This is a genomic window from Gammaproteobacteria bacterium (genome assembly GCA_022340215.1).
Lineage (GTDB): Bacteria > Pseudomonadota > Gammaproteobacteria > JAJDOJ01 > JAJDOJ01 > JAJDOJ01.
In genome coordinates, this window is sequence record JAJDOJ010000026.1 from 1 (window position 1) to 20,481 (window position 20,481).

Annotated in this window: 22 protein-coding genes; 3 read left to right on the top strand and 19 right to left on the bottom strand. The window is 62.7% G+C overall.

Translation table 11 applies throughout. The features are described from left to right. Positions 1 to 185: 185 nt before the first annotated feature. From accC to metG, 6 genes are all read right to left on the bottom strand, one after another. Entirely contained in the window at positions 186 to 1,544 is a 1,359-nt protein-coding gene (gene accC, locus LJE91_01650) for an acetyl-CoA carboxylase biotin carboxylase subunit (GenBank protein MCG6867459.1), read from the bottom strand. A gap of 63 nt (positions 1,545 to 1,607) precedes the next feature. Beyond that, positions 1,608 to 2,054 carry an acetyl-CoA carboxylase biotin carboxyl carrier protein gene (gene accB, locus LJE91_01655; GenBank protein ID MCG6867460.1) on the bottom strand — a complete coding sequence of 149 codons (447 nt, stop codon included), beginning with the start codon at positions 2,052 to 2,054 and terminating at the stop codon, positions 1,608 to 1,610. Continuing rightward, positions 2,035 to 2,505, bottom strand: a complete 471-nt coding sequence (gene aroQ / locus LJE91_01660; protein MCG6867461.1) for a type II 3-dehydroquinate dehydratase — start codon at positions 2,503 to 2,505, stop codon at positions 2,035 to 2,037. The genes accB and aroQ overlap by 20 nt, the downstream gene beginning before the upstream one ends. A gap of 364 nt (positions 2,506 to 2,869) precedes the next feature. Beyond that, positions 2,870 to 3,451 (bottom strand): electron transport complex subunit RsxB, encoded by a 582-nt coding sequence (gene rsxB, locus LJE91_01665; protein MCG6867462.1) that lies wholly within the window; start codon positions 3,449 to 3,451, stop codon positions 2,870 to 2,872. A 1-nt stretch (position 3,452) separates the two neighbouring features. Further along, positions 3,453 to 4,034 (bottom strand): electron transport complex subunit RsxA, encoded by a 582-nt coding sequence (gene rsxA / locus LJE91_01670; protein MCG6867463.1) that lies wholly within the window; start codon positions 4,032 to 4,034, stop codon positions 3,453 to 3,455. 111 nt (positions 4,035 to 4,145) lie between these two features. Then, on the bottom strand, positions 4,146 to 6,179 hold the full coding sequence (gene metG / locus LJE91_01675) for a methionine--tRNA ligase (GenBank protein ID MCG6867464.1): 2,034 nt from the start codon (positions 6,177 to 6,179) through the stop codon (positions 4,146 to 4,148). A gap of 289 nt (positions 6,180 to 6,468) precedes the next feature. Here metG and apbC point away from each other — a divergent pair, with 289 nt between their 5' ends. Then, entirely contained in the window at positions 6,469 to 7,560 is a 1,092-nt protein-coding gene (gene apbC / locus LJE91_01680) for an iron-sulfur cluster carrier protein ApbC (GenBank protein ID MCG6867465.1), read from the top strand. 314 nt (positions 7,561 to 7,874) lie between these two features. Further along, a complete protein-coding gene (gene dcd / locus LJE91_01685; protein MCG6867466.1) occupies positions 7,875 to 8,441 on the top strand; it encodes a dCTP deaminase in 567 nt (188 codons plus the stop codon). A gap of 59 nt (positions 8,442 to 8,500) precedes the next feature. Here the strand turns inward: dcd and ptsP are convergent, their stop codons facing one another. From ptsP to LJE91_01750, 13 genes are all read right to left on the bottom strand, one after another. Further along, positions 8,501 to 10,255: a phosphoenolpyruvate--protein phosphotransferase gene (gene ptsP / locus LJE91_01690; GenBank protein ID MCG6867467.1), complete on the bottom strand. Its 1,755-nt coding sequence runs from the start codon at positions 10,253 to 10,255 to the stop codon at positions 8,501 to 8,503. A gap of 96 nt (positions 10,256 to 10,351) precedes the next feature. Continuing rightward, positions 10,352 to 10,621: an HPr family phosphocarrier protein gene (locus LJE91_01695; protein ID MCG6867468.1), complete on the bottom strand. Its 270-nt coding sequence runs from the start codon at positions 10,619 to 10,621 to the stop codon at positions 10,352 to 10,354. An 8-nt stretch (positions 10,622 to 10,629) separates the two neighbouring features. Further along, on the bottom strand, positions 10,630 to 11,031 hold the full coding sequence (locus LJE91_01700; GenBank protein ID MCG6867469.1) for a PTS fructose transporter subunit IIA: 402 nt from the start codon (positions 11,029 to 11,031) through the stop codon (positions 10,630 to 10,632). Between the two features lie 172 nt (positions 11,032 to 11,203). Then, a complete protein-coding gene (gene rapZ / locus LJE91_01705; GenBank protein ID MCG6867470.1) occupies positions 11,204 to 12,070 on the bottom strand; it encodes an RNase adapter RapZ in 867 nt (288 codons plus the stop codon). Positions 12,071 to 12,250: 180 nt separating this feature from the next. Beyond that, positions 12,251 to 13,204, bottom strand: coding sequence for an HPr(Ser) kinase/phosphatase (gene hprK, locus LJE91_01710; GenBank protein MCG6867471.1), 954 nt, complete (start codon positions 13,202 to 13,204; stop codon positions 12,251 to 12,253). 189 nt (positions 13,205 to 13,393) lie between these two features. Then, positions 13,394 to 13,861 (bottom strand): PTS sugar transporter subunit IIA, encoded by a 468-nt coding sequence (locus LJE91_01715; GenBank protein ID MCG6867472.1) that lies wholly within the window; start codon positions 13,859 to 13,861, stop codon positions 13,394 to 13,396. 36 nt (positions 13,862 to 13,897) lie between these two features. Next, complete coding sequence (gene raiA, locus LJE91_01720) at positions 13,898 to 14,218, bottom strand: ribosome-associated translation inhibitor RaiA (protein ID MCG6867473.1); 321 nt, start codon at positions 14,216 to 14,218, stop codon at positions 13,898 to 13,900. Between the two features lie 207 nt (positions 14,219 to 14,425). Beyond that, positions 14,426 to 15,862, bottom strand: a complete 1,437-nt coding sequence (locus LJE91_01725; GenBank protein MCG6867474.1) for an RNA polymerase factor sigma-54 — start codon at positions 15,860 to 15,862, stop codon at positions 14,426 to 14,428. Positions 15,863 to 16,222: 360 nt separating this feature from the next. Beyond that, complete coding sequence (gene lptB, locus LJE91_01730) at positions 16,223 to 16,948, bottom strand: LPS export ABC transporter ATP-binding protein (protein ID MCG6867475.1); 726 nt, start codon at positions 16,946 to 16,948, stop codon at positions 16,223 to 16,225. Between the two features lie 42 nt (positions 16,949 to 16,990). Further along, positions 16,991 to 17,527 carry a lipopolysaccharide transport periplasmic protein LptA gene (lptA, locus tag LJE91_01735; protein MCG6867476.1) on the bottom strand — a complete coding sequence of 179 codons (537 nt, stop codon included), beginning with the start codon at positions 17,525 to 17,527 and terminating at the stop codon, positions 16,991 to 16,993. After that, positions 17,524 to 18,129 (bottom strand): LPS export ABC transporter periplasmic protein LptC, encoded by a 606-nt coding sequence (gene lptC / locus LJE91_01740; GenBank protein MCG6867477.1) that lies wholly within the window; start codon positions 18,127 to 18,129, stop codon positions 17,524 to 17,526. Before lptC ends, lptA begins: the two co-directional genes overlap by 4 nt. A 33-nt stretch (positions 18,130 to 18,162) precedes the next feature. Beyond that, a complete protein-coding gene (gene kdsC / locus LJE91_01745) occupies positions 18,163 to 18,687 on the bottom strand; it encodes a 3-deoxy-manno-octulosonate-8-phosphatase KdsC (GenBank protein MCG6867478.1) in 525 nt (174 codons plus the stop codon). Positions 18,688 to 18,823: 136 nt separating this feature from the next. Beyond that, the gene (locus LJE91_01750) at positions 18,824 to 19,780 is read right to left on the bottom strand and encodes a KpsF/GutQ family sugar-phosphate isomerase (protein ID MCG6867479.1); all 957 of its coding nucleotides are present in this window, start codon (positions 19,778 to 19,780) and stop codon (positions 18,824 to 18,826) included. 375 nt (positions 19,781 to 20,155) lie between these two features. Here LJE91_01750 and LJE91_01755 point away from each other — a divergent pair. Further along, positions 20,156 to 20,481 (top strand): hypothetical protein (locus tag LJE91_01755; GenBank protein MCG6867480.1); only part of this gene is annotated, 326 nt, incomplete at its 3' end.

The following is a 20,481-nucleotide window of genomic DNA, read 5'->3' on the forward strand; positions in this document are numbered from 1 at the left end:
GTCTTGATGACGAACGATCCCGGCGCGGCGCTGTCCCTGCTTTGCTTGGGCACCGGTCTTGGGCTTCCTGCCCAAGCCGTTCACTGCTTCGCAGCTCACCCGGCGCGATCTGGTATGTCATTTTCCGGCAATCGCCTAAGCTATTCGCGGTCTGTCGGGATTCGCCCAGACCGTGGTGCCATGGTTCACGTGGCCCCGGCCATCATCGACGAGAGCTTGTTCTCGAGGTAGTAGATGTTGGTTCCGCCTCTGCGAAACGCGGCATCCGACATGATCTCACGGTGCAGTTTGATATTCGTCTTGATACCGTCGATGATGATCTCGCTCAGCGCACCGCACATCCGGGCGATCGCGGACTCGCGGTCGTCGCCGTAGGTGATCAACTTGCCGATCATGGAATCGTAGTAGGGAGGTACCACGTAGCCGTTGTAGACATGGGTATCCATCCGCACCCCCGGACCCCCGGGACTGTGAAAGTGCGTGATGGTCCCGGGCGAGGGCATGAAGTTCGTCGGGTCCTCAGCATTGATGCGGCATTCGATCGCATGACCTTCGAGCTTGACGTCCGCCTGGCGGATGCCCAGTTCCATTCCGGCGGCGATGCGAAGCTGCTCCTTGACGATGTCGACGCCGGTGATCATCTCGGTGACGGGGTGCTCCACCTGCACGCGGGGGTTCATCTCCATAAAGTAGAACTCGCCGTTCTCATACAGGAACTCGAACGTTCCCGCGCCGCGATAGTCGATCTGACGGCAGGCCTCCGTGACCCGTTCCCCGAGCGCCCTGCGCTGCGCCGGGGTAATCCCCGGGGCTGGCGCCTCTTCCACGACCTTCTGGTGACGCCGTTGCATAGAGCAGTCGCGTTCCCCGAGGTGGATGACGTTACCGTGGGTATCGGCCAGCACCTGGAATTCGATATGCCGTGGGTTCTCGAGATACTTCTCCATGTAGACGGTGTCGTTGCCGAACGCCGCCCCTGCCTCGGTCCGCGTGAGGGAGATCGCGTTCAGCAAGGTGCCTTCGGCGTGGACCACGCGCATGCCGCGCCCGCCCCCGCCTCCGGCGGCCTTGATGATCACCGGATATCCGATCTCCTTGGCCAGACCCATGTTCATCTCGGGATCGCTACTCAGTTCACCCTCGGAACCCGGTACGCAGGGAACACCCGCGGCCATCATGACCTTCTTGGCAGCGATCTTGTCACCCATCTGCCGGATGGTTTCGGCGCGTGGACCGATAAAGATGAACCCGCTCGACTCGACGCGCTCGGCGAAGTCGGCATTCTCGGAAAGGAAGCCGTAGCCAGGATGGATGGCCATCGCATCGGTCACCTCGGCGGCGCTGATCAGCGCCGGGATATTGAGGTAGCTCTCTGCTAAAGGTGCCGGACCGATGCAGACCGACTCGTCCGCGAGCCTGACGTGCATCAGGTTCCGGTCTACATCGGAATGAACCGCAACGGTCCGGATACCGAGTTCTCGACAGGCGCGCAGGATCCGCAGCGCGATCTCGCCACGATTGCCGATGACGATCTTCTCAAGCATGGGGCACCTGCCTGTTGATTCGGTCGGCAAGACCCGGAATGACGCACACGGGGGTCATTCCGTTCACTCGATGATGAACAGGGTCTGGCCGTATTCCACGGGCTGCCCGTTCTGTACCATGACTGCCAAGATCTTACCCGCCTTGTCCGATTCGATCTGGTTCAGCATCTTCATCGCTTCGATGATGCACAGCGTGTCGCCGACATCGACGGTCTGGCCGATATCCACGAACGGCTTTGCCTGGGGCGAGGGCGCGCGATAGAACGTGCCGACCATCGGTGAGGTCATGTTATGGCCGGTATGGGTGACTTCTTCCGGTTCATCGGCTTGCGCCGCGGTGGAAGCCACCGCTGGTGCGACCGCCGGGGACGGCGCCGCGGAGAGAGCGACGGTCTGGGTCGTACACTGCCGGCTGATGCGCAGCGATTCCTCGCCCTCCTTGATCTCGATTTCTGCGATACCCGATTCATCGAGGAGTTCGATGAGTTTCTTAATCTTGCGAATATCCATCCCATTGCCCCCGTGGATTCAGCCAGTCGTCAATGGCGATCAATGCCAGATGGTAACCCGGGGTCCCTAGGCCCGAGATGACGCCACGCGCGATGTCCGACAACCAGGAGTTCCGACGGAACTCTTCGCGTGCAAAGATGTTGGAGATGTGGACCTCGATGAAAGGGATCCCGACCCCCAGCAGCGCGTCGCGCAGTGCAATGCTCGTGTGCGTATACGCGCCGGGATTGAGGATGATGGCCTCGACCCCCTCGGCGAGCGCTCCGTGGATCCGGCTGACGAGCTCACCTTCCCCGTTGTGCTGGAAATCCGCGAGTTCGTGTCCCTTCTGCTGTGCATGGAGACGCAGCGAGTCGACCACCGCCTCCAGTGAAGCCGTCCCGTAGTGACCAGGCTCGCGCCGTCCCAGCAGGTTCAGATTGGGGCCGTTCAGAAGCAGTATTTTTGCCATCTTGGAGCGAACGCGCCTCGAACGGTGTGGAAACGCGAGCACCGTGATGTTTTCTGGTTTATGCCACAATTCTGCCCGACCGTCCCAGTCTTGTCCATAGACCGGGACCTCTCGGTTGGTCGCAGCTTAAGGCGATTTCTGTCAAATGACATACCATCCTGCTTGTCTTTTCGTCCGTCCTCTGTGTTGCGACAACAGTGACATAGTTCGACTATGCGCCTGATGTCGCGCCTTGATGACTAACGATCCCGGCGCGGCGCTGTCCCTGCTTTGCTTGGGCACCGGTCTTGGGCTTCCTGCCCAAGCCGTTCACTGCTTCGCAGTTCACCCGGCGCGATCTGGTACGCCATTTTCCGGCAATCGCCTAAGGTGAAAGCACGCGGGCTGCGGTAGCGGACTGCCGGAATTCCTCCGGGTTCGACCACTTCCAGGAAAAGATGTCGCGTTCGACGGGAATCATCTCGATGCAGTCGACGGGGCAGGGGGGAATGCAGAGTTCGCAGCCGGTGCATTCGGAGGCAAGGACGGTGTGCATCTGCTTGGCCGCCCCGAGGATGGCGTCGACCGGGCAGGCCTGGATGCAGAGTGTACAACCGATGCAGGTGTGCTCGTCGATGACGGCGACCATGACCTCCTTATGTACGCCATTCTCCTCGTCCAGCGGCAGCGCCTCGCGGTCCAGCAGGTCGGCAAGCTCACCGATCACCTGCTCGCCGCCTGGTGGGCAATGATTGATCTCGGCTTCGCCCGAGGCCATGGCGTCGGCGTAGGGGCGGCAGCCCGCATATCCACATTGTCCGCACTGGGTCTGGGGCAGGATTGCATTGATACGGTCCACGACCGGATCGCCCTCTACCCGGAACCTGACAGACGCGTATCCGAGGATGACGCCGAAGACGACGGCCAGGAGACCGATGGCGGCCGTTGCGTAGAGGATCTCCGTCATGTCAGGCCTTGACCAGTCCGGAGAAGCCCATGAACGCGAGCGACATCAGACCCGCGGTAATCAGCGCAATCGCGTTACCCTTGAAAACCTCGGGAACGTCGGCGGTGACCAGACGTTCCCGGATCCCGGCGAACATGACCAGCACGAGGGTGAACCCGATTGCGGCGCCGAAGCCGTATAGGGCGGATTCCACGAACCCGTGCGACTGCTGGACATTCAGCAGGGCGACGCCCAGCACCGCGCAGTTGGTCGTGATCAGGGGGAGAAAGATCCCGAGTATGTTGTAGAGCAGGGGGCTGGTCTTGTGGACCACCATCTCCGTGAACTGCACCACTGCGGCGATGACCAGGATGAACGTGATCGTGCGCAGGTACTCGAGTCCCAGGGGCTCCAGCAGCCAGGTGTTTGCGACATACGACGATACCGAGGAGAGCGTGAGTACGAAGGTGGTCGCCAGACCCATGCCGATGGCCGTTTCCAGCTTGCGCGACACACCCATGAACGGACACAGGCCCAGGAATTTGACCAGGACGAAATTATTGACCAGTACGGTGCTGAGCAGGATGAGAGCGTATTGCGCCAACGAATCGATCCCTGTGCCGGTTACGATCGGGGTTGCCGTCGAAAACCCCGATTGTAACCCCTTGATGCCAGTTTGAACGAACCCCGGGAGGCGGCGGGTCCCGGCCCGGCGTTACTTCACCCGCATGCCGGGTTTCGCCCCGTCATCCGGCGACAGGAGGAAAATTTCAGAGCCCCCTGGCCCCGCCGCCAGCACCATGCCCTCGGATACGCCGAACCGCATCTTGCGCGGGGCGAGATTCGCCGCCATGACCGTCAGGCGGCCCTCGAGGTCTACGGGATCATAGGCCTGCCGGATACCCGCGAAGACGTTGCGAGTCTCTCCGCCTAAGTCCAGCGTCAGTTGCAGCAGCTTGTCCGCACCCGCCACGTGGGACGCCTCGGCGATGCGCGCAATGCGCAGATCCAGCCGTGCAAAATCGGCGAATTCGATCGGGTCGCCTATCGGTTCCGCGACGAGCGGTCGTGCCGGCGCCGCGTCGGCCCTCCTGGGCGCCAGGTGTTCTGTCGAGTCCTCGGTCATGGCGTCGATCGCCTCCTGCTCTACACGCCTCATCAGGGGTGTGAAACGGTTGATCCGGTGTCCCGTCAGGGGCGTGCCCGGGCTCTCCCAGGTCAGTGGGGCGATATTGAGAAAGGCCTCGGTGCCTTCGGCCAGCCGCGGCAGGACCGGTTTCAACCAGGTCACCAGGGCGCGGAAGAGATTCAGCCCCACGCTACAGATGTCCTGGACCTCGTGCCAGCGCGTCTCGTCCTTCACCAGCATCCACGGTTCGGCTTCGTCGATGTATTGGTTGGCCCGGTCGGCTAGCGCCATGATCTCGCGCATCGCGCGCGAATATTCCCGCCGTCGATAGTGTTCCGAGATGGCATCGCCCCGCCGCGCGAACTCCCGGTACAGTTCGGGCTCGGCAATCTGCTGGGAAAGCGCGTAATCGAAACGTTTGACGATGAAGCCTGCACAGCGGCTGGCGATGTTGACGACCTTGCCGACCAGATCGCTGTTCACCCTCGCCATGAAGTCCTTGAGATTGAGGTCGATGTCGTCGACGCCCGATCCCAGCTTGGCCGCGAAGTAGTAGCGCAGGTATTCTGGGTCGAGGTGATCGAGGTAGGTCCGTGCCATGATGAACGTGCCGCGGGACTTCGACATCTTGGCGCCGTCGACGGTGAGGAAACCGTGGCACCAGACTGCCGTCGGGGTGCGCAACCCCGCACCGTGCAGCATGGCGGGCCAGAACAGGGTGTGGAAGTAGGCAATGTCCTTGCCGATGAAATGGTACAGCTCGGCGTCGCTGCCGGGGTCCCAAACCTCGCCGAAGCTCAGCCCCTCCCGTTCGCAATACTGCCGGTAACTGCCCATGTAGCCGATCGGGGCGTCGAGCCAGACGTAGAAATACTTGCCGGGTGCGCCGGGAATCTCGAACCCCCAGTAGGGGGCGTCGCGGGAGATGTCCCATTCCCTGAGACCGGCTTCGAACCACTCGTTCAGCTTATGGGCGATCTGCTCCTGCACGCGGTCACCGGACACCCAGTCCCGGAGAAAGGCCTCGAAGTCCCCCAGTCTGAAGAAGTAGTGAAGGTTCTCTCGCTCGACGGGGGCGGCCCCGCTCAGCGCCGAACGCGGGTCGCGCAGCTCGGCCGGCGAATAGGTCGCCCCGCAGGACTCACAGGAATCGCCATACTGGTCTTCGGTGCCACAGCGCGGACAGGTGCCGCGGATGAAGCGGTCCGGCAGGAAGGTCTCCTCGACCGGATCGTACATATCCACCACGGTGCGGGTGGCGATGTGTCCCGTCTCGCTCAGATGTTCGTAGATCAGGTTCGCGTAATGCCGCGTCTGTTCGGAATGCGTGGAACCGTAATTGTCGAACTCGATCAGGAAGTCGGTGAAATCCCGCCGGTGCTCGGAACCGATCCGTTCGATGAGGGTTTCCGGGGATTCCCCCAGTTCCCGGGCCTTGAGCATGATGGGGGTGCCGTGGGCGTCGTCGGCGCACACGTAGACGCAATCGCGCCCGAGCATCTTTTGGAAGCGGACCCAGATGTCGGTCTGTATGTATTCGACCAGGTGCCCCAGGTGGATCGGTCCGTTGGCGTAGGGCAAGGCGCTGGTGACCAGCATTTTCGGCCCGGTCTCGTTCATGCTCTGGGCTGCAATGGTGGCGATGGGGAGCCGATACCTTATCAGCATGGCCCGGGCCCCGCTACGAGCAGTGCGATCCCACGGGGTTAGCGCACCGGTCAATCCCCCAGTGATCCTGTCGTTTAAGCCGTCGGCCGGCTGATATATAATCGCCTGATCGCATCCCGCCGCCGGGCGTCCGTCCGGCAAGCCCCCCATCTGTGATGACCCGGTGCCGCCAGACGGTTACGGAGTCGGTTTGTGGCGGCTCCGGTGCGGGACGGAACAGTTGATCCAGCGAGGAATCAGTATGTCGGAGTTGACGAAAGAGCGTGTGCAGGAAGCCCTGAAGGCATTGATCGATCCTTATACGGGCAAGAATCTGGTGGCCGGCAAGTCGGTCAAGGACATCAAGATCGAAGGCGGCAGCGTTAAGGTGGACATCACGCTGGGGTACCCGGCCAAGGGGTACCGGGAGCAGCTTGCCGCGACGGTGACGCAGGCGCTGAAGGGCATCGACGGTGTCGACAGCGCCGAGGTTGGTGTCACCTGGAACATCGAGGCGCACTCGGTCCAGAAGAATCTCAAGCCGCTGAAGAACATCAAGAACGTCATTGCCGTGGCATCCGGCAAGGGTGGCGTCGGCAAATCGACCACGGCGGTAAACCTGGCCCTGGCGCTGTCATCCGAGGGTGCGATGGTTGGTATCCTGGACGCCGATATCTACGGGCCCAGCCAGCCGCGCATGCTCGGCGTTTCCGGACAACCCCAGTCCACCGACGGCAAGAGCCTGGAACCGATGGAGGCCTTCGGTCTTCAGGCCATGTCGATCGGTTTCCTGATCGATGAGGAAACACCGATGATCTGGCGGGGCCCCATGGTGACCCAGGCGCTGGAGCAACTGCTGAACGACACCAACTGGCGCAACCTCGACTACCTCGTGGTGGACCTGCCCCCGGGTACCGGCGACGTACAGCTCACCCTTGCGCAGAAGATCCCGGTCAGCGGTGCGGTCATCGTCACCACGCCGCAGGACATCGCCTTGCTGGATGCACGCAAGGGCCTGAAGATGTTCGAGAAGGTCGAGGTTCCGGTGCTCGGGGTCGTCGAGAACATGAGCATCCATATCTGCAGCAAGTGCGGCCACGAAGAGCCGATCTTCGGAGAAGGCGGCGCGGCGCGCCTTGCCAAGGAGTCCTCAGTCGAGGTCCTCGGCCAGTTGCCGCTGGACATGAGCATTCGCGAGCAGGCAGACAGCGGGAACCCGACCGTGGTCTCCGCACCGGACAGCCGGGTGAGCGAGATCTATCGGGAGATCGCCCGGAAGACGGCAGGCAAACTCGCTTCGCAGGGCCGTGATTTCAGCGCGAAATTCCCGAAGATCGTCATCCAGAACAACTAGTTGGCGTCCAAGAATACCCGTCATGGTGGAACCGCTGCGCTTGTTCCACCCTACGGAATGTCATAACTCACAAGAAAACCCGTAGGTTGGATCGAGCGAAGTGGATCCAACAGGTTGTCGAGAAGAAAAACGCAGGCGTTTGTGGACGGATACTAACTAGGCCCGAAGGATTCGGTAAGCGCCGGGGTCTTCAGAACGACACGGGGCGATCCGCACCGTGTGGACCCGCCCGTACCGGGGCGGGCGGCCGGTTCCCGAAGCGTTCTATCGTGGAGGCGGTCATCTTTGCGTTCCGGGGGAAGGCAGGTCGTGGCATGAGTATCAAGTCGGACAACTGGATCAGGCGGATGGCGAGATCGCACGGCATGATCGAGCCGTTCGAGCCGCTTCAGGTCCGCCACGGCGACAGCGGACGCATCGTCTCCTACGGTACGTCCAGCTACGGATACGACGTTCGTTGTTCCAGCCAGTTCAAGATCTTCACCAACATCAACTCCGCCATCGTCGACCCGAAGGGCTTCGACGAGGACAGCTTTGTCGACCTGGAGTCCGATGTGTGCATCATCCCGCCCAACTCCTTCGCGCTGGCGCGTACCGTCGAGTATTTCCGCATCCCCCGCAACGTCCTGACGATCTGTCTGGGGAAATCCACCTACGCCAGGTGCGGCATCATCGTCAACGTCACCCCCCTCGAGCCCGAGTGGGAGGGACACGTCACGCTCGAATTCTCGAACACCTCCCCGCTTCCGGCAAAGATTTACGCCAACGAAGGGGTGGCCCAGGTGATCTTCCTGGAATCCGACGAGGTTTGCGAGACGTCCTATCGGGACCGGGGCGGGAAATACCAGGGACAGACCGGTGTGACCCTGCCCAAGGCCTGAGAGGCGGAGCCGGCTTCGCCTTCCGTGCACGCGATCGACCCCGAGGCGGGAGCGCCGTCTCAGCACTCGGCGACCTGTCGCGTCTGATCTGACTCGTTCAGTTGCCTGACACGCTGTGCGATCTCTCCCTGGTCGCTCATGCTCAGGATCTCGCGGCACGAATCCCGCAGCAGATCGATTCGACTCCGGGTGATCACCTGACGCACCTCCAGCAGCGATGAGGGTGGCGTTGAGAACTCCCTGAGGCCCATACCGAGTAATAGCCGGGTGTAGCGCGTGTCACCGGCCATCTCACCGCACATCGACACCGGGATTTCGGCCTGCTTGCCCGCCTCCAGGGCCATGCTGATCAGGGCCAGCACCGCGGGATGGAGGGGATCGTAGAGGTAGTTGACCTCATCGTCCATGCGGTCGATGGCGAGCGTGTACTGGATGAGATCGTTCGTGCCGATCGACATGAAGTCGAGGCGCGCGGCGAATGCGGAAGCCGAAAACGCCGCGGCGGGCACCTCGATCATGGCCCCCACGGCGATGCGGTTGTCGAAGCGTCGGCGCTCGCGACGGAGTTCGCGCTTGACCTGTTCGAGCAATGCGAGCGCGGCATCCAATTCGGATATCGAGGTGAGCATCGGGAACATCAGGCGGACCGGCCCGTACGCTGCCGCCCGAAGGATGGCGCGCAATTGCGGCTTGAACGCGTCGACATGTTTGAGGCAGCGTCGGATCGCGCGCAGGCCCAGTGCGGGGTTGGGACCCTGGGGGTGTGCGGACTCGTCGCTGCAGGTCTTGTCGGCGCCGAGATCCAGTGTTCGTACGGTCAGTGGCTTGCCAGCCAGCGCGCGGACGACACGCCGGTAGGTGCGAAGCTGTTCCTCCTCGTCGGCCGGCCTGTCCCGTTTCAGGTAGAGGAATTCCGTGCGGTACAGACCGACCCCTTCCGCGCTGACCTGCTTGAGCGAGCGAACCTCTTCCTGCAACTCGATGTTCGCATGCAGCGCGATGTGGTGCCGGTCGAGCGTTACCGTGGGAGCCTCGCGCAGGGCGAGCAGCGCGCGGCGCCGTTCACCCTGCGCGCGCAGCTTACGTCGGTAGTCGGCGACGACACCCTGGTCGGCGTCCGCGAGCACCAGCCCTGAGGCGCCGTCGATGATGACGGTCTCGTTATCCTGCAGGAGCATGGTGGCCGTGTGCACGCCGACCACCGCGGGGATCTTCAGGCTTCGCGCTAGGATGGCGGAATGCGACAACGGGCCACCGGTCTCGGTGATGAATCCCGCGATGTGATTGTGTTGCAGAAAGACGATGTCCGCCGGGGACAGCGATTCCGCCACGATGATGCGGTGGGACAGTCTGCGGGTCTCACCGCCCCCCTCTCCCCTTTGCAAGCCGCGCAGGATTCGCGCGAAGACGTAGTTCACATCGTCCTGGCGGGTGCGCAGGTACGGGTCTTCCATCCGATCGAAGACCGAGACGAGATCGTCTCGCTGGATCTTTAAGGCCCACTCCGCGTTGCACCGGCGTTCGCGGATGATGTTGACCGGCGCCTCGGAGAGCATCTCGTCGTCGAGCATGAGCAGGTGTGTGTCGATGAACTCCGCGACGTCCTTTGGGGTACTCTCGGGAATGGTGTCCTGGATTACGCGAAGTTGCTGCGACGCCTGTTGCACAGCGTTGCGGAAGCGACTGATCTCAGGTTCGATCTGATCGGGATCGAGCCGCAGCTCGAACACGTTGGAGGCGCCCTGGCGCAGCATGGCGAGTCTGCCGATGGCAATGCCGCGCGACACACCGATACCGCTCAGTCCGAGTGTCATGGGCCGGAAAATCCGTCGGCGTGCGCCGTGGACGCCCGCTTGCAGCGCGGGTGGCGTCGCTCGTGTCGGACAATCCCTCCGGTGTCTGACATCAGCCTATTCATCTTCGCCGAAGCGCTGACGTACCAGTTCTTCGAGCTTGTCCGCCGCCTCTACCTCGTCGTTCCCCTCGACGCGCAGGGAAACCGATGTCCCGCGGCTGGCGGCGAGCATCATCACACCCATGATGCTCTTTCCATTGACCATCCGGTCGCCCTTGCCGAGTTCGACGTCGCTTCCGAAGCTGGAGGCGAGGTTGACGAACTTGGCCGCGGCTCGTGCGTGCATTCCAAGCTTGTTGATGATCTTGAGGTCACGTTTCACCATGATGTCGTTCAGTCGGATTCGCTGCTGTCGCAAAGGAGGATGCCGTCATGCCCCCCGGTAATGGCCTTGTTGACGAGCTCGTAAAGATTCAGCGTGGGATAGTTGAGTACGCGAACCAGCATGGGCAAGCTGATGCCCGCTACGGCCTGAACGGCGATCCGGTCCACCAGACGACTTGCGATATTGCTCGGCGTAGATCCGAACATATCCGTCAGGATCAGCACTCCCTGTCCCTGGTCGAGGCGCCGGCAGGTCTCGAGGGCCTGAGCGTAGATTTCATCGGGTTCGCAGGACCCGCTCACCTCGACCAGCGCGACCTGCAGCGGGCAGAACCCCAGCATCGATTCGGCGGTCTTGAGCAGGGCGTTGCCGATGCCTGAGTGTGTGATGACCAGCAGACCTACGGACACGGTCGTGAGGCTCCCGCAAACGCGTTGTCGAACTGTAGCTGTCCTGTCAGGTAAATTCTATACCCGGCATCCGGTTGCTGCCGGTTTCCCGTACCGATTTTGACAGCCGGATTGCGTCGATCCACCCTGACCCCGCCCGGGGGCGTCGGACCCGGTTCGAGATTCGTTCGCTTCAGAGGTTGCCGAGTTCCCGGTGACGTGAGATGACCAGCAGGGCGTCGTCCGCACCGAATCGTTCGGTAAGGCGATCGACCAGATAGACGGAACGGTGCTGACCACCGGTGCAACCGATGGAGACGCTGAGATACCTGCGGTTCTCGGCGGCGAAGCGCGGCACCCAGGCGTCGAGAAAGGCGTTCAGGCTCTGGAACATCTGGTCCACTGCCACACTCTTTTCCAGAAACGACCGGACCTCGGCATCCTGGCCCGTGAGAACGCGGAGGCTGGGTTCCCAGTAGGGGTTGGGCAGGCAGCGCACGTCAAAGACGAAATCCGAGTCATTTGGCACCCCGTGCTTGAAGCCGAATGACTGGAACAGCAGGGACATGCGGGTCGAGTCCCGTTTCCCGACCCGATCGCGGATCGTCGCACGTAGCTGGTGGAGGTTGGTCCGGGTGGTGTCGATGACGATGTCGGCGTTCATCGCCACCTCCGAGAGCAGGGCGCGTTCCAGGTTGATCGCGTCGAACAGCGGGAGCCCCTGGCGTGTCAGAGGGTGCTTTCTCCGGGTCTCGCTGAAGCGCTTCAGGAGTGTGTCGGTATCGGCCTGTAGAAAGATGACCTCGACATCGACACCCGACTGGCGGATCTTGTTCAGCAGCGCCGGAAACCGCCGCAATTCTCCCGTCCCGGTGCGCGCATCGATACCGATTCCCGCCTTGTCGTAGAGGTGCGGTTCCTGTGACTGGAACTGGCTGACGAATGCCTCCAGTAGCCCCGGAAGCAGATTGTCGATGCAATGAAACTCCTCGTCTTCCAGGGTGTGTAACGCGACGGACTTGCCGGATCCCGACAGGCCGCTGATGACCACGAGTTTCATTTCGATGTGTACACGCTTGTGGTGAACGCGCCGGTAACGGTTACCGGCATGCGAAACGATTCACTGGCCAGTCTCCACCACATCTGTCCAGACGCGGCATGACGCAAATCGGGATCTCGGAGACCCGCGCCTCCAGGGGACCGGTCCGAGGCCGAACCGGGGGGCAGAGGAGGCCAAGGTTCACGACATCGCCCGACGTTGCCGTGCGGTAAGGTCTTCGGTGGCGTTGTATCCATTTAGCCGCAGGAGATGGTTTCTGACCGCCGCTTCCACCAGGACGGCCAGGTTGCGGCCAGGTGCGACGGGCAGGGTAAATACCGGGATCTCCAGTCCGAGTACACCCCGTGTCTTCTGACGGGTCTGTAGCCGATCCTCCGTCGTCAGGGCCTCCAAGTCGGCAATCTTCAGATGGACGATGAGTCGCAGATGCTTGCCTTTTTTGATGACACTGTCACCGTACATCGCACGGATGTTGAGCACCCCGAGTCCGCGCACCTCGAGAAAATCCTGCAGCAGCGGCGGGCAGGTGCCGGTGATGACGTCGGGCGCGATGCGCGCGAATTCGGGGGCGTCGTCCGCGATCAGCCGGTGCCCCCGTGTCAGCAGTTCGAGCGCCAGCTCGCTCTTACCGACCCCGCTGTCTCCGGTCAGCAGCACGCCGAGACTGAGCACCTCGAGAAATACCCCATGCAGGGTCACCCGCTCGGCCAGCTTCTGCGTGAAATAATAGCGCAGGTGATTGATGACTTCGTTGCTGGGCAGCGCGGTGCGCAACACCGGGATCTCGTAGTGCTCCGCCAGTTCACGCAACCGGTCGGGTGGGGATTGCCCGGAGGTGATGAAAATGGCCACCGAGTCGTTCTTGAACAGCCGCTGGCAGGCTTCCTTGAATGTGTGCTGGTCGAGCCGCCGCAGGTAGTCCAGTTCCGTGTTGCCGAGCACCTGCGCCTGATGGGAGTGGATCAGGTTGAAGTGCCCGATCAACGAGGGGCGGCGCCCCTCGGCGGCTGCGCTGGAGGAAAAGGCGCGCTGGGCACCCTGTTGCCCGCCAACCCACTCCAGGCCCAGTCGCATGGAAAGGTCGTCGTAGAGGTTCTGTATCGTGAGGGGCTCGTTCATGGCCGTGTAGGGCATCTGTGGATCGATCGGCGACGACGCTGCCTTGCGTCCTGCTCGCGGTTTCCCGTGCCTGGACTACCTGTTCGCTCAGGCCCTTTTCGAAGGGGCCGTGCGGTGTCCATCGCGTGCCGTCAAACGCAGGTGTCGGTTGAAACGACACCCTTCGGGCGTTCCGTGGCGTGTGAACGCCACGAGGCGACCCTCTCAGGCAGCGAAGCTCGGTTTCTCGTTTCCGATCACGGTGATGAAATCGTCGGCACTGCCGGCTTCGCGCAATCTTCCGACACAGGCATCGTCGGCAAACAGCTCCGCCAGTCGCGACAGGATCGCCAGATGCTCGTCGGTGGACTCCTGAGGGACCACCAGCCCGAACATGAGGTTGACCGGCATCCCGTCCGGCGCATCGTAGTCGATTCCCCGATCGAGCCGCAGCACAGCACCGATCGCCGAATGCACGCCCTCCAGGCGCCCGTGCGGGATCGCGACGCCATGGCCGAGACCGGTGCTGCCCAGGCGCTCCCTGTCGTTCAGGGCGTCGAAGATCCGCTCGGCGGATACCTCCGGGGTGGCGCCCGAGAGCATATCGGCGATTAGCTCCAGCGCCCGCTTCTTGCTGCTCGTTTGCTCGAGAAGCGAGACGCGCTCCTTTGTCAATAGGTTCGAAAGCATTATAAAAGCATCATAGATGGAAAGCGGGTCCGGGGTTTCTCAACTCAGGTTGCGGTGCGAGCCCTCAAGCCGGTGATGGTCCTTGAGTTTTTCCTTGTGGCGAACGACCTGTCGGTCCAGTTTGTCCACCAGCCCGTCGATGGCGGCATACATGTCGTCCTCGACCGCGTCGGCGAACAGCCGGTTGCCGCTGACCAGCATCGATGCCTCCGCCTTGTGCCGGAGCTTCTCCACGGTGAGGATGACATGTGCGTCGATGACATGGGTGAAGTGACGTTCGAGACGGTCGAACTTGTCGTGAACGTAGTCGCGCATTGCGCTGGTGATATCGATGTGATGACCAGTGAGGTTGATCTGCATATTGTCACTCCTTATCTGACTGGCAATTTTCCGTACTCGGATCGGCGCCGGCGGACGCGTCCGTGTGTCCGCGTTCCGTGGGACGATCCACGCTCCGCGTGGGTGCACCCCTTGCAGGGCGGTGTACCCGCACCGGGCAATCATGTCAGGCAATTCGGCCCGCCTCCCGCGTTGCCGTTGATTCGATCTGTATGCCGTCGTGGCCATTCAGGCTGGCCGACGCCTTTCGCTCGACGACGGGATATTGATCGCCTCGCGATACTTGGCGACCGTTCTCCTGGCGACGTTGATCCCCTTTGACTCCAGTATCGACGCAATCTTGTTGTCGCTCAATGGCTTGTTGGGCGGTTCCTCGGCGATGAGCTTGCGGATCATGGCCCGAATCGCGGTTGCCGAACACGTACCGCCGTCCGCCGTACCGACGTGGCTGGAGAAGAAATGCTTGAATTCGTAGACGCCGCGAGGCGTGTGCATGTATTTCTGTGTCGTCACGCGGGAAATCGTCGATTCGTGCATCTCCAGCTGGTCGGCGATGTCTTTCAGCACCATGGGTTTCATCGCCTCGTCGCCGTAGTCGAAGAAGGCGCGCTGCCGATCGACGATCGCGGTCGCCACTCTGAGCAGGGTGTCATTGCGGCTCTGCAGACTCTTGATGAACCAGCGGGCTTCCTGCAGCTGGTTCTTCAGGTAGGTGTTGTCCGCGCTCTGGTCCGCCCGCTTGACCATTCCGGCATACAGCGAATTGATACGCAGCTTCGGAGCCGTTTCCGGATTCATTTCCACGCGCCATACACCGCCTGCCTTGTGGACGACCACGTCCGGAACGATGTACCCGGGACTTTCGCTGCCGATCTGCGCGCCGGGCCGGGGGTTCAACGACTGGATCAGGTCCAGTGAGGGCTGCAATGCCGCTTCCGTCGTGCCCAGGAGACGGGCTAGCCGCTTGAAGTTGCGCTGCGCCAGCAGTTCCAGGTGATTCCGGACGATATCGCGGGCGGCCACCAGGCCCGGTGTGTCGGGCGGGAACTGCCACAATTGGGCCAACAGGCACTCGGACAGGTCCCTGGCCCCGGATCCGACTGGATCGAACTGCTGGATCAGGTGCAGTACGGCCTCGATCTCGTCGGACTCCAGGTAGACCCCGTTCTCCGCGTCGGGCCGTATCGACTCCAGCGACTCGCACAGGTAGCCGTCTTCGTCGATGGCGTCGATCAGTGCCGTGGCGACGGCGCGGTCCCGGTCTACCAGGTTGGTCATGCGCAGTTGCCAGAGCAGGTGTTCCCTGAGTCCCTCGCCTTCGCCGCTTCGGTTGTCCATCGGATCGCGTTCCGATTCCGGAGCGTATGCGGTGCTGCTGTGGTAGACGTCCTCCCAGCTCGTTTCCACGGGCGAATCATCGCCCCCGGCGCTGCCCTCATTCCGGGGGAAATCCGGCTCCGGTGTGGCGTCGGGCGCTTCACCGTCCGCTGAAGCGCCGTCCGTGGAGTCTTCCACGTGTTCCAGCATTGGGTTTTGTTCGAACGTCTCCTGGATCTCGGCCTGCAGTTCCAGGGTGGAAAGCTGCAGCAGCCGGATAGCCTGCTGCAACTGGGGTGTCATCGCCAGGTGCTGGCCGACGCGGAGTTGTATCGAGGGTTTCAGCATGTGCTCAACGGCCGCCCGTCACCGCTTTCCCAGGCGTTTCGACCGCAAGCATTTTTCGTGACGTCATCTTGAGAGATATCCGACCCTTCTCGATCCGCAGCGGGTTCCCTCCCCGCAGGGTATCTGCCGCCTTCTTTACTCATAATTATAGGGCAAGCTCCCGTCGCAACGGCAATTATGCGTACCGCGGTGGTGTCGCATGCGGCGGGCAGCACTTGTGCGTCGGCGCGCCAAATGACGAATTGCCTGGAAATTCAACATTCAACGGATTGTCTCTAGCAAGAATTCTCGTTCTTGGCAGGGACGCTAATGGCACCACAGGAGGGGTGTCGTGCTGCGGGCAACCGGACCGGGGGGGCGCTAAAGGCTGAAATTCTCCCCCAGGTACACCTCTCGGACGCGCTGGTCCGCGAGTACGGCATCCGGTTCTCCCTGGGCGATGATGCCTCCCTCGTTCAGGATATAGGCACGACGGCAGATACCGAGGGTCTCGCGCACGTTGTGGTCGGTGATCAGTACCCCGATCCCCCGGTCAACCATGTGCGAGATGATCTGCTGAATGTCGATGACCGAGATCGGATCGACGCCCGCGAAGGGCTCGTCCAGCAGGATGAATGCCGGTTCGAGCGCCAGGGCGCGGGCAATCTCCACCCGGCGCCGCTCCCCGCCCGACAGGCTGATTCCCTTGCTGCGGGCGATGTGTCCGACCTGCAGCTCGTCCAGCAGGCGCTCCAGGGCGGCATTTCGTCCCCGGAGATCGAGGTCACGGCGGGTTTCCAGGGCGGCGAGGACGTTGTCACGCACGGAGAGGTTGCGAAATACCGAGGCCTCCTGGGGCAGGTAGCCCACCCCGAGCCGCGCCCGGACGTGCATCGGCAGGTCCGTGATCGGGCGGTCGTTGAGCAGGATCCTTCCCGCGTCGCAACGGACGAGTCCGACGATCATATAGAAGCAGGTGGTCTTGCCGGCCCCGTTAGGACCCAGGAGCCCGACGACCTCGCCACTCGACACGCGCATGGAAACCCCGTCCACCACCGGCCGGTTGCGGAATCGTTTCGTGAGGTCCTGAGCGCTCAGGACCGGCATGGACTGTGCGTGACCTGGCGACTGCAGGCACAGGCGAGCGGACTACGGCGCCTCATTCTTTCTGCCGGGCAGGATGGTCATTCGGACCCGGCCCTTGCCTCCGGGTTCTCCCGCATCGACGACCTCCGAGGGGATGTGATAGTAAATCCGGTCGCTCTCGATCGTGTTATCCGCCTTGGTCACGGTGGCACTGCGGAGCAGCAGCAGGGTCTCCTCACGTGCCTTGTATTTCATGTATTCCGACTGCGCGTCGAGCGGTTCCCCGTCTTCGTGCACCATGTGAAAGGTCGCCGGATCCCCTTCGGAAACCAGCTCCGACACCTCGCCTCCGCGCAGGACGACGGTGACGATGTCTCCCGTGAGCACGCGGCTGCCCTGGACGGCCCGAACATTTCCCCGATAGATCGCGGTCTCGGTCTGGTCGCGGAACTCCGCGCTGTCTGCCTCGATCTCCAGCGGCCGATCGCGGTCGCTGTCCAGCGCGAAGGATGCTAGCGGCCCCGACAGGGATAGCGCTGCCGCGACTGCCGCCGCGAGACGAACGATGCGCGGCATCGGGACGGCCCTGAGGGAATTCACGGCTTGGGTCCGTCAGCTCGGGGATCGGCCAGCGGGTTCGCGAGATAGGTGCTGCGTACGTCGCGGTGCAGGTTGACGATCCCCCGGTCCATGTCGATGTCTGCGCCCATGCCCTCGATTCGGTAACCCTCGCCGACGGTCAGGACCGGCTGGTCGGTCAGGCCTTCGCGCCGCTGCGGAAACACGTGGACGTCGCTCGTGTACACGGTATAGCCGCTGCGCTTACCCGAATCGGGCTGTGTGATGCGGGCCTCGCCGAGCAGCTGGACCTCGTTGCGGTCCGAGGCCAGCCAGGCGCGTTCGGATCGCACCGTCATCGCGGCCTGACCGGGGTTGAACACCTGCATCAGCGGTGCCTCCAGTTCCATCGTGTCGTCGTCCGCGAAGCGTGTCATCGTCGGGGCAACGATCCGGTAGGACGGCAGGCCGTCTTCGCCGAAGACCTGCAGGGTGACGCCTTCCATTTGCATCGAGGCCACATGGGGTGTCTCCTCAGGCGGGGTGAAGGCCATATCCAGACGCAGTTGCTGTAGCCAGAGCGCCAGACCGAATACACCTGTGGCCAGTCCCGCATAGAGCAGTGCCTGCCTAAAACCGCCCATTGGGACACGCAGCGCCTCGGCACTTGCGGAACGTCACTTCAGGTAGCTCTCGAGCGCCTCGTTGAGCACCCCCTGGGCCTCCATGATCATCTCGCAGACCTCGCGTCCCGCGCCTCGCCCGCCCCCGCTGGCGGTCACCCAGTCGGCGTGCCGTTTCACCAGGGGGTGTGCGTCGTGAACCGCAATCGCGAGTCCGACGCGGGTGAGCACCGGGAGGTCGACCACGTCGTCACCGACGTAGGCGGTCTGCTCGGGTTTGATCCTGAGTTCCTTCAACAGCTGCTTGAAGGTCGGGAGCTTCTCGCGCCGCCCCTGGTAGACGTGATCGATACCGAGTTCCGCCATACGGTGTTCGACGACCCGGGAAACACGCCCCGTGATGATGGCGATCTGTACGCCGGTGCGCTGCAGCATGGTGATGCCGTGACCGTCGCGGGAGTGGAAGGCCTTGTACTCCTGACCGTCGTCACCGACGAACAGCGAGCCGTCGGTGAGAACCCCGTCGACATCGAAAATGACCAGCTTGATCGGTTTCGCCTTTTCAAGGATGTCCTGCATCGCCGTCCCCTTGCCCGCAGGGCGCAGTGAATGGTGGTGATCGAGCGCGCAGTATAGGTGTTCCGGACAGATTTTTCCGTGCCCGGACCCGGACCCGGACCCGGCGCCGGTGGCGCGGCGGCACGTCCCACCGAGGTTAAATAACGCCGGCCCTCAGCAGATCGTGCATGCTGAGCGCTCCGACCAGCATACCCCCGGTGTCGATCACGGGCAGCGCGTTGATCTGGTGGTCTTCCATCAACTTTAGCGCCTCGACGGCAAGCTGGTCCGGTCTCACGGTGCGCGGGCCATGGGTCATGACCTCGGCGATAGGCGTGGCGTGGACGTCGGTGTCCCGGTCGATCGCGCGACGCAGGTCGCCATCGGTAAAGATGCCGATCACCGCGCCCTCCCGGTTCGCCACCGTCGTCATGCCGAGTCCCTTCTGGGAGATCTCGACCAGGGCTCGCACCAGCAGGGTCTCCGCCCCGACCACCGGGATTGCCTCGCCCGTGTTCATCACGTCCGCCACGTGCAGCAGCAGGCGCCGGCCCAGGCGCCCGGCCGGGTGGGTGCGCGCGAAGTCCTCGGCACTGAAGCCGCGTGCCTCGAGCAGGGCGACCGCCAGCGCATCGCCCATGACCAGGGTGGCGGTGGTGCTGGAGGTCGGGGCCAGGTCCAGGGGGCAGGCCTCACGTTCCACACTGACATCGAGACAGACATCGGCCTCGCGTCCCAGCCTGGAGCGGCAGTTGCCCGTCAGGGCGATCAACGGCGCACCGAGACGCTTGATCAGCGGTATGATGGTGATGATCTCGTCGGTTTCGCCGGAGTTGGACATGGCGATGACGACGTCCCTGGCGGTGATCATGCCCAGGTCCCCATGGCTCGCCTCGCCCGGGTGGACGAAGAAGGCCGGCGTGCCGGTGCTGGCGAGCGTGGCCGCGATCTTGCCGCCGACGTGCCCCGACTTCCCCATGCCGGTCACGATGACGCGTCCCTCGCAGACGAGCATCAGGTCGCAGGCGCGGGTGAAACGCTCGTCGATTCGGTCGGCGAGCGCCTGTATCGCCGCGGCCTCCGTACGAATCACGGCCATTGCCAGGGAACGCATGTTCTCGTGGTGTGAGCCCGCGTCGTCCGTCGAAGGTTCCATATTGAGCTGTCGTGCCAGGGGTTGGCGGGACTCTAGCAGATCGTTTATCGGTGGGACACGGGAAGCGCAATCTTCCGACAAGGCGATGGTTTCCGATCGATTCGGCGTTTTGGTCAAAGACACTGACAGTCATCGACAGGAAATGCGGTATGTGTTCGGCGTCCAGGCCAGGAAGGTCGCGTGGATCCGCGGAACGTATCCCATGTTCGTCTTTCGGGGCTCCTGCACGCAAGGGAGGTGCGGGTCCTGTGCTTTCGGACCTACGGGAGATGTCCCGCGGACCGGTGTATGGCGGCCGGTTCGGTGGACGGATCCTCGCGGCGCAAACGGCGGATGCCGGATTTCAATGTGACTGCTCCTGCCCTGCTTGAGATCGGGGCGTTTGGATGGAACCATCCCGCTTGGATAGCGGGATTTTACCCGGCGGACCTGCCCGTTGAATGGCGTCTGTCCTACTACGCCAATGAATTCGACACGGTTCTCGTTCCCGGTGAACTGTTGGTGTCGGAGGCCGCATTCGGTATGCAGACCTGGTGTGGCGAAGTGTCCGAGCGGTTCGGATTTTTTGTCGAGCTGGAACCGTTTTTGGTCAAAGACCTTGAAGCTCAGCGGATCCTGACCGGGCTTGACGCGCTCGGAGCGTCGCTTCGTGGCCTCGT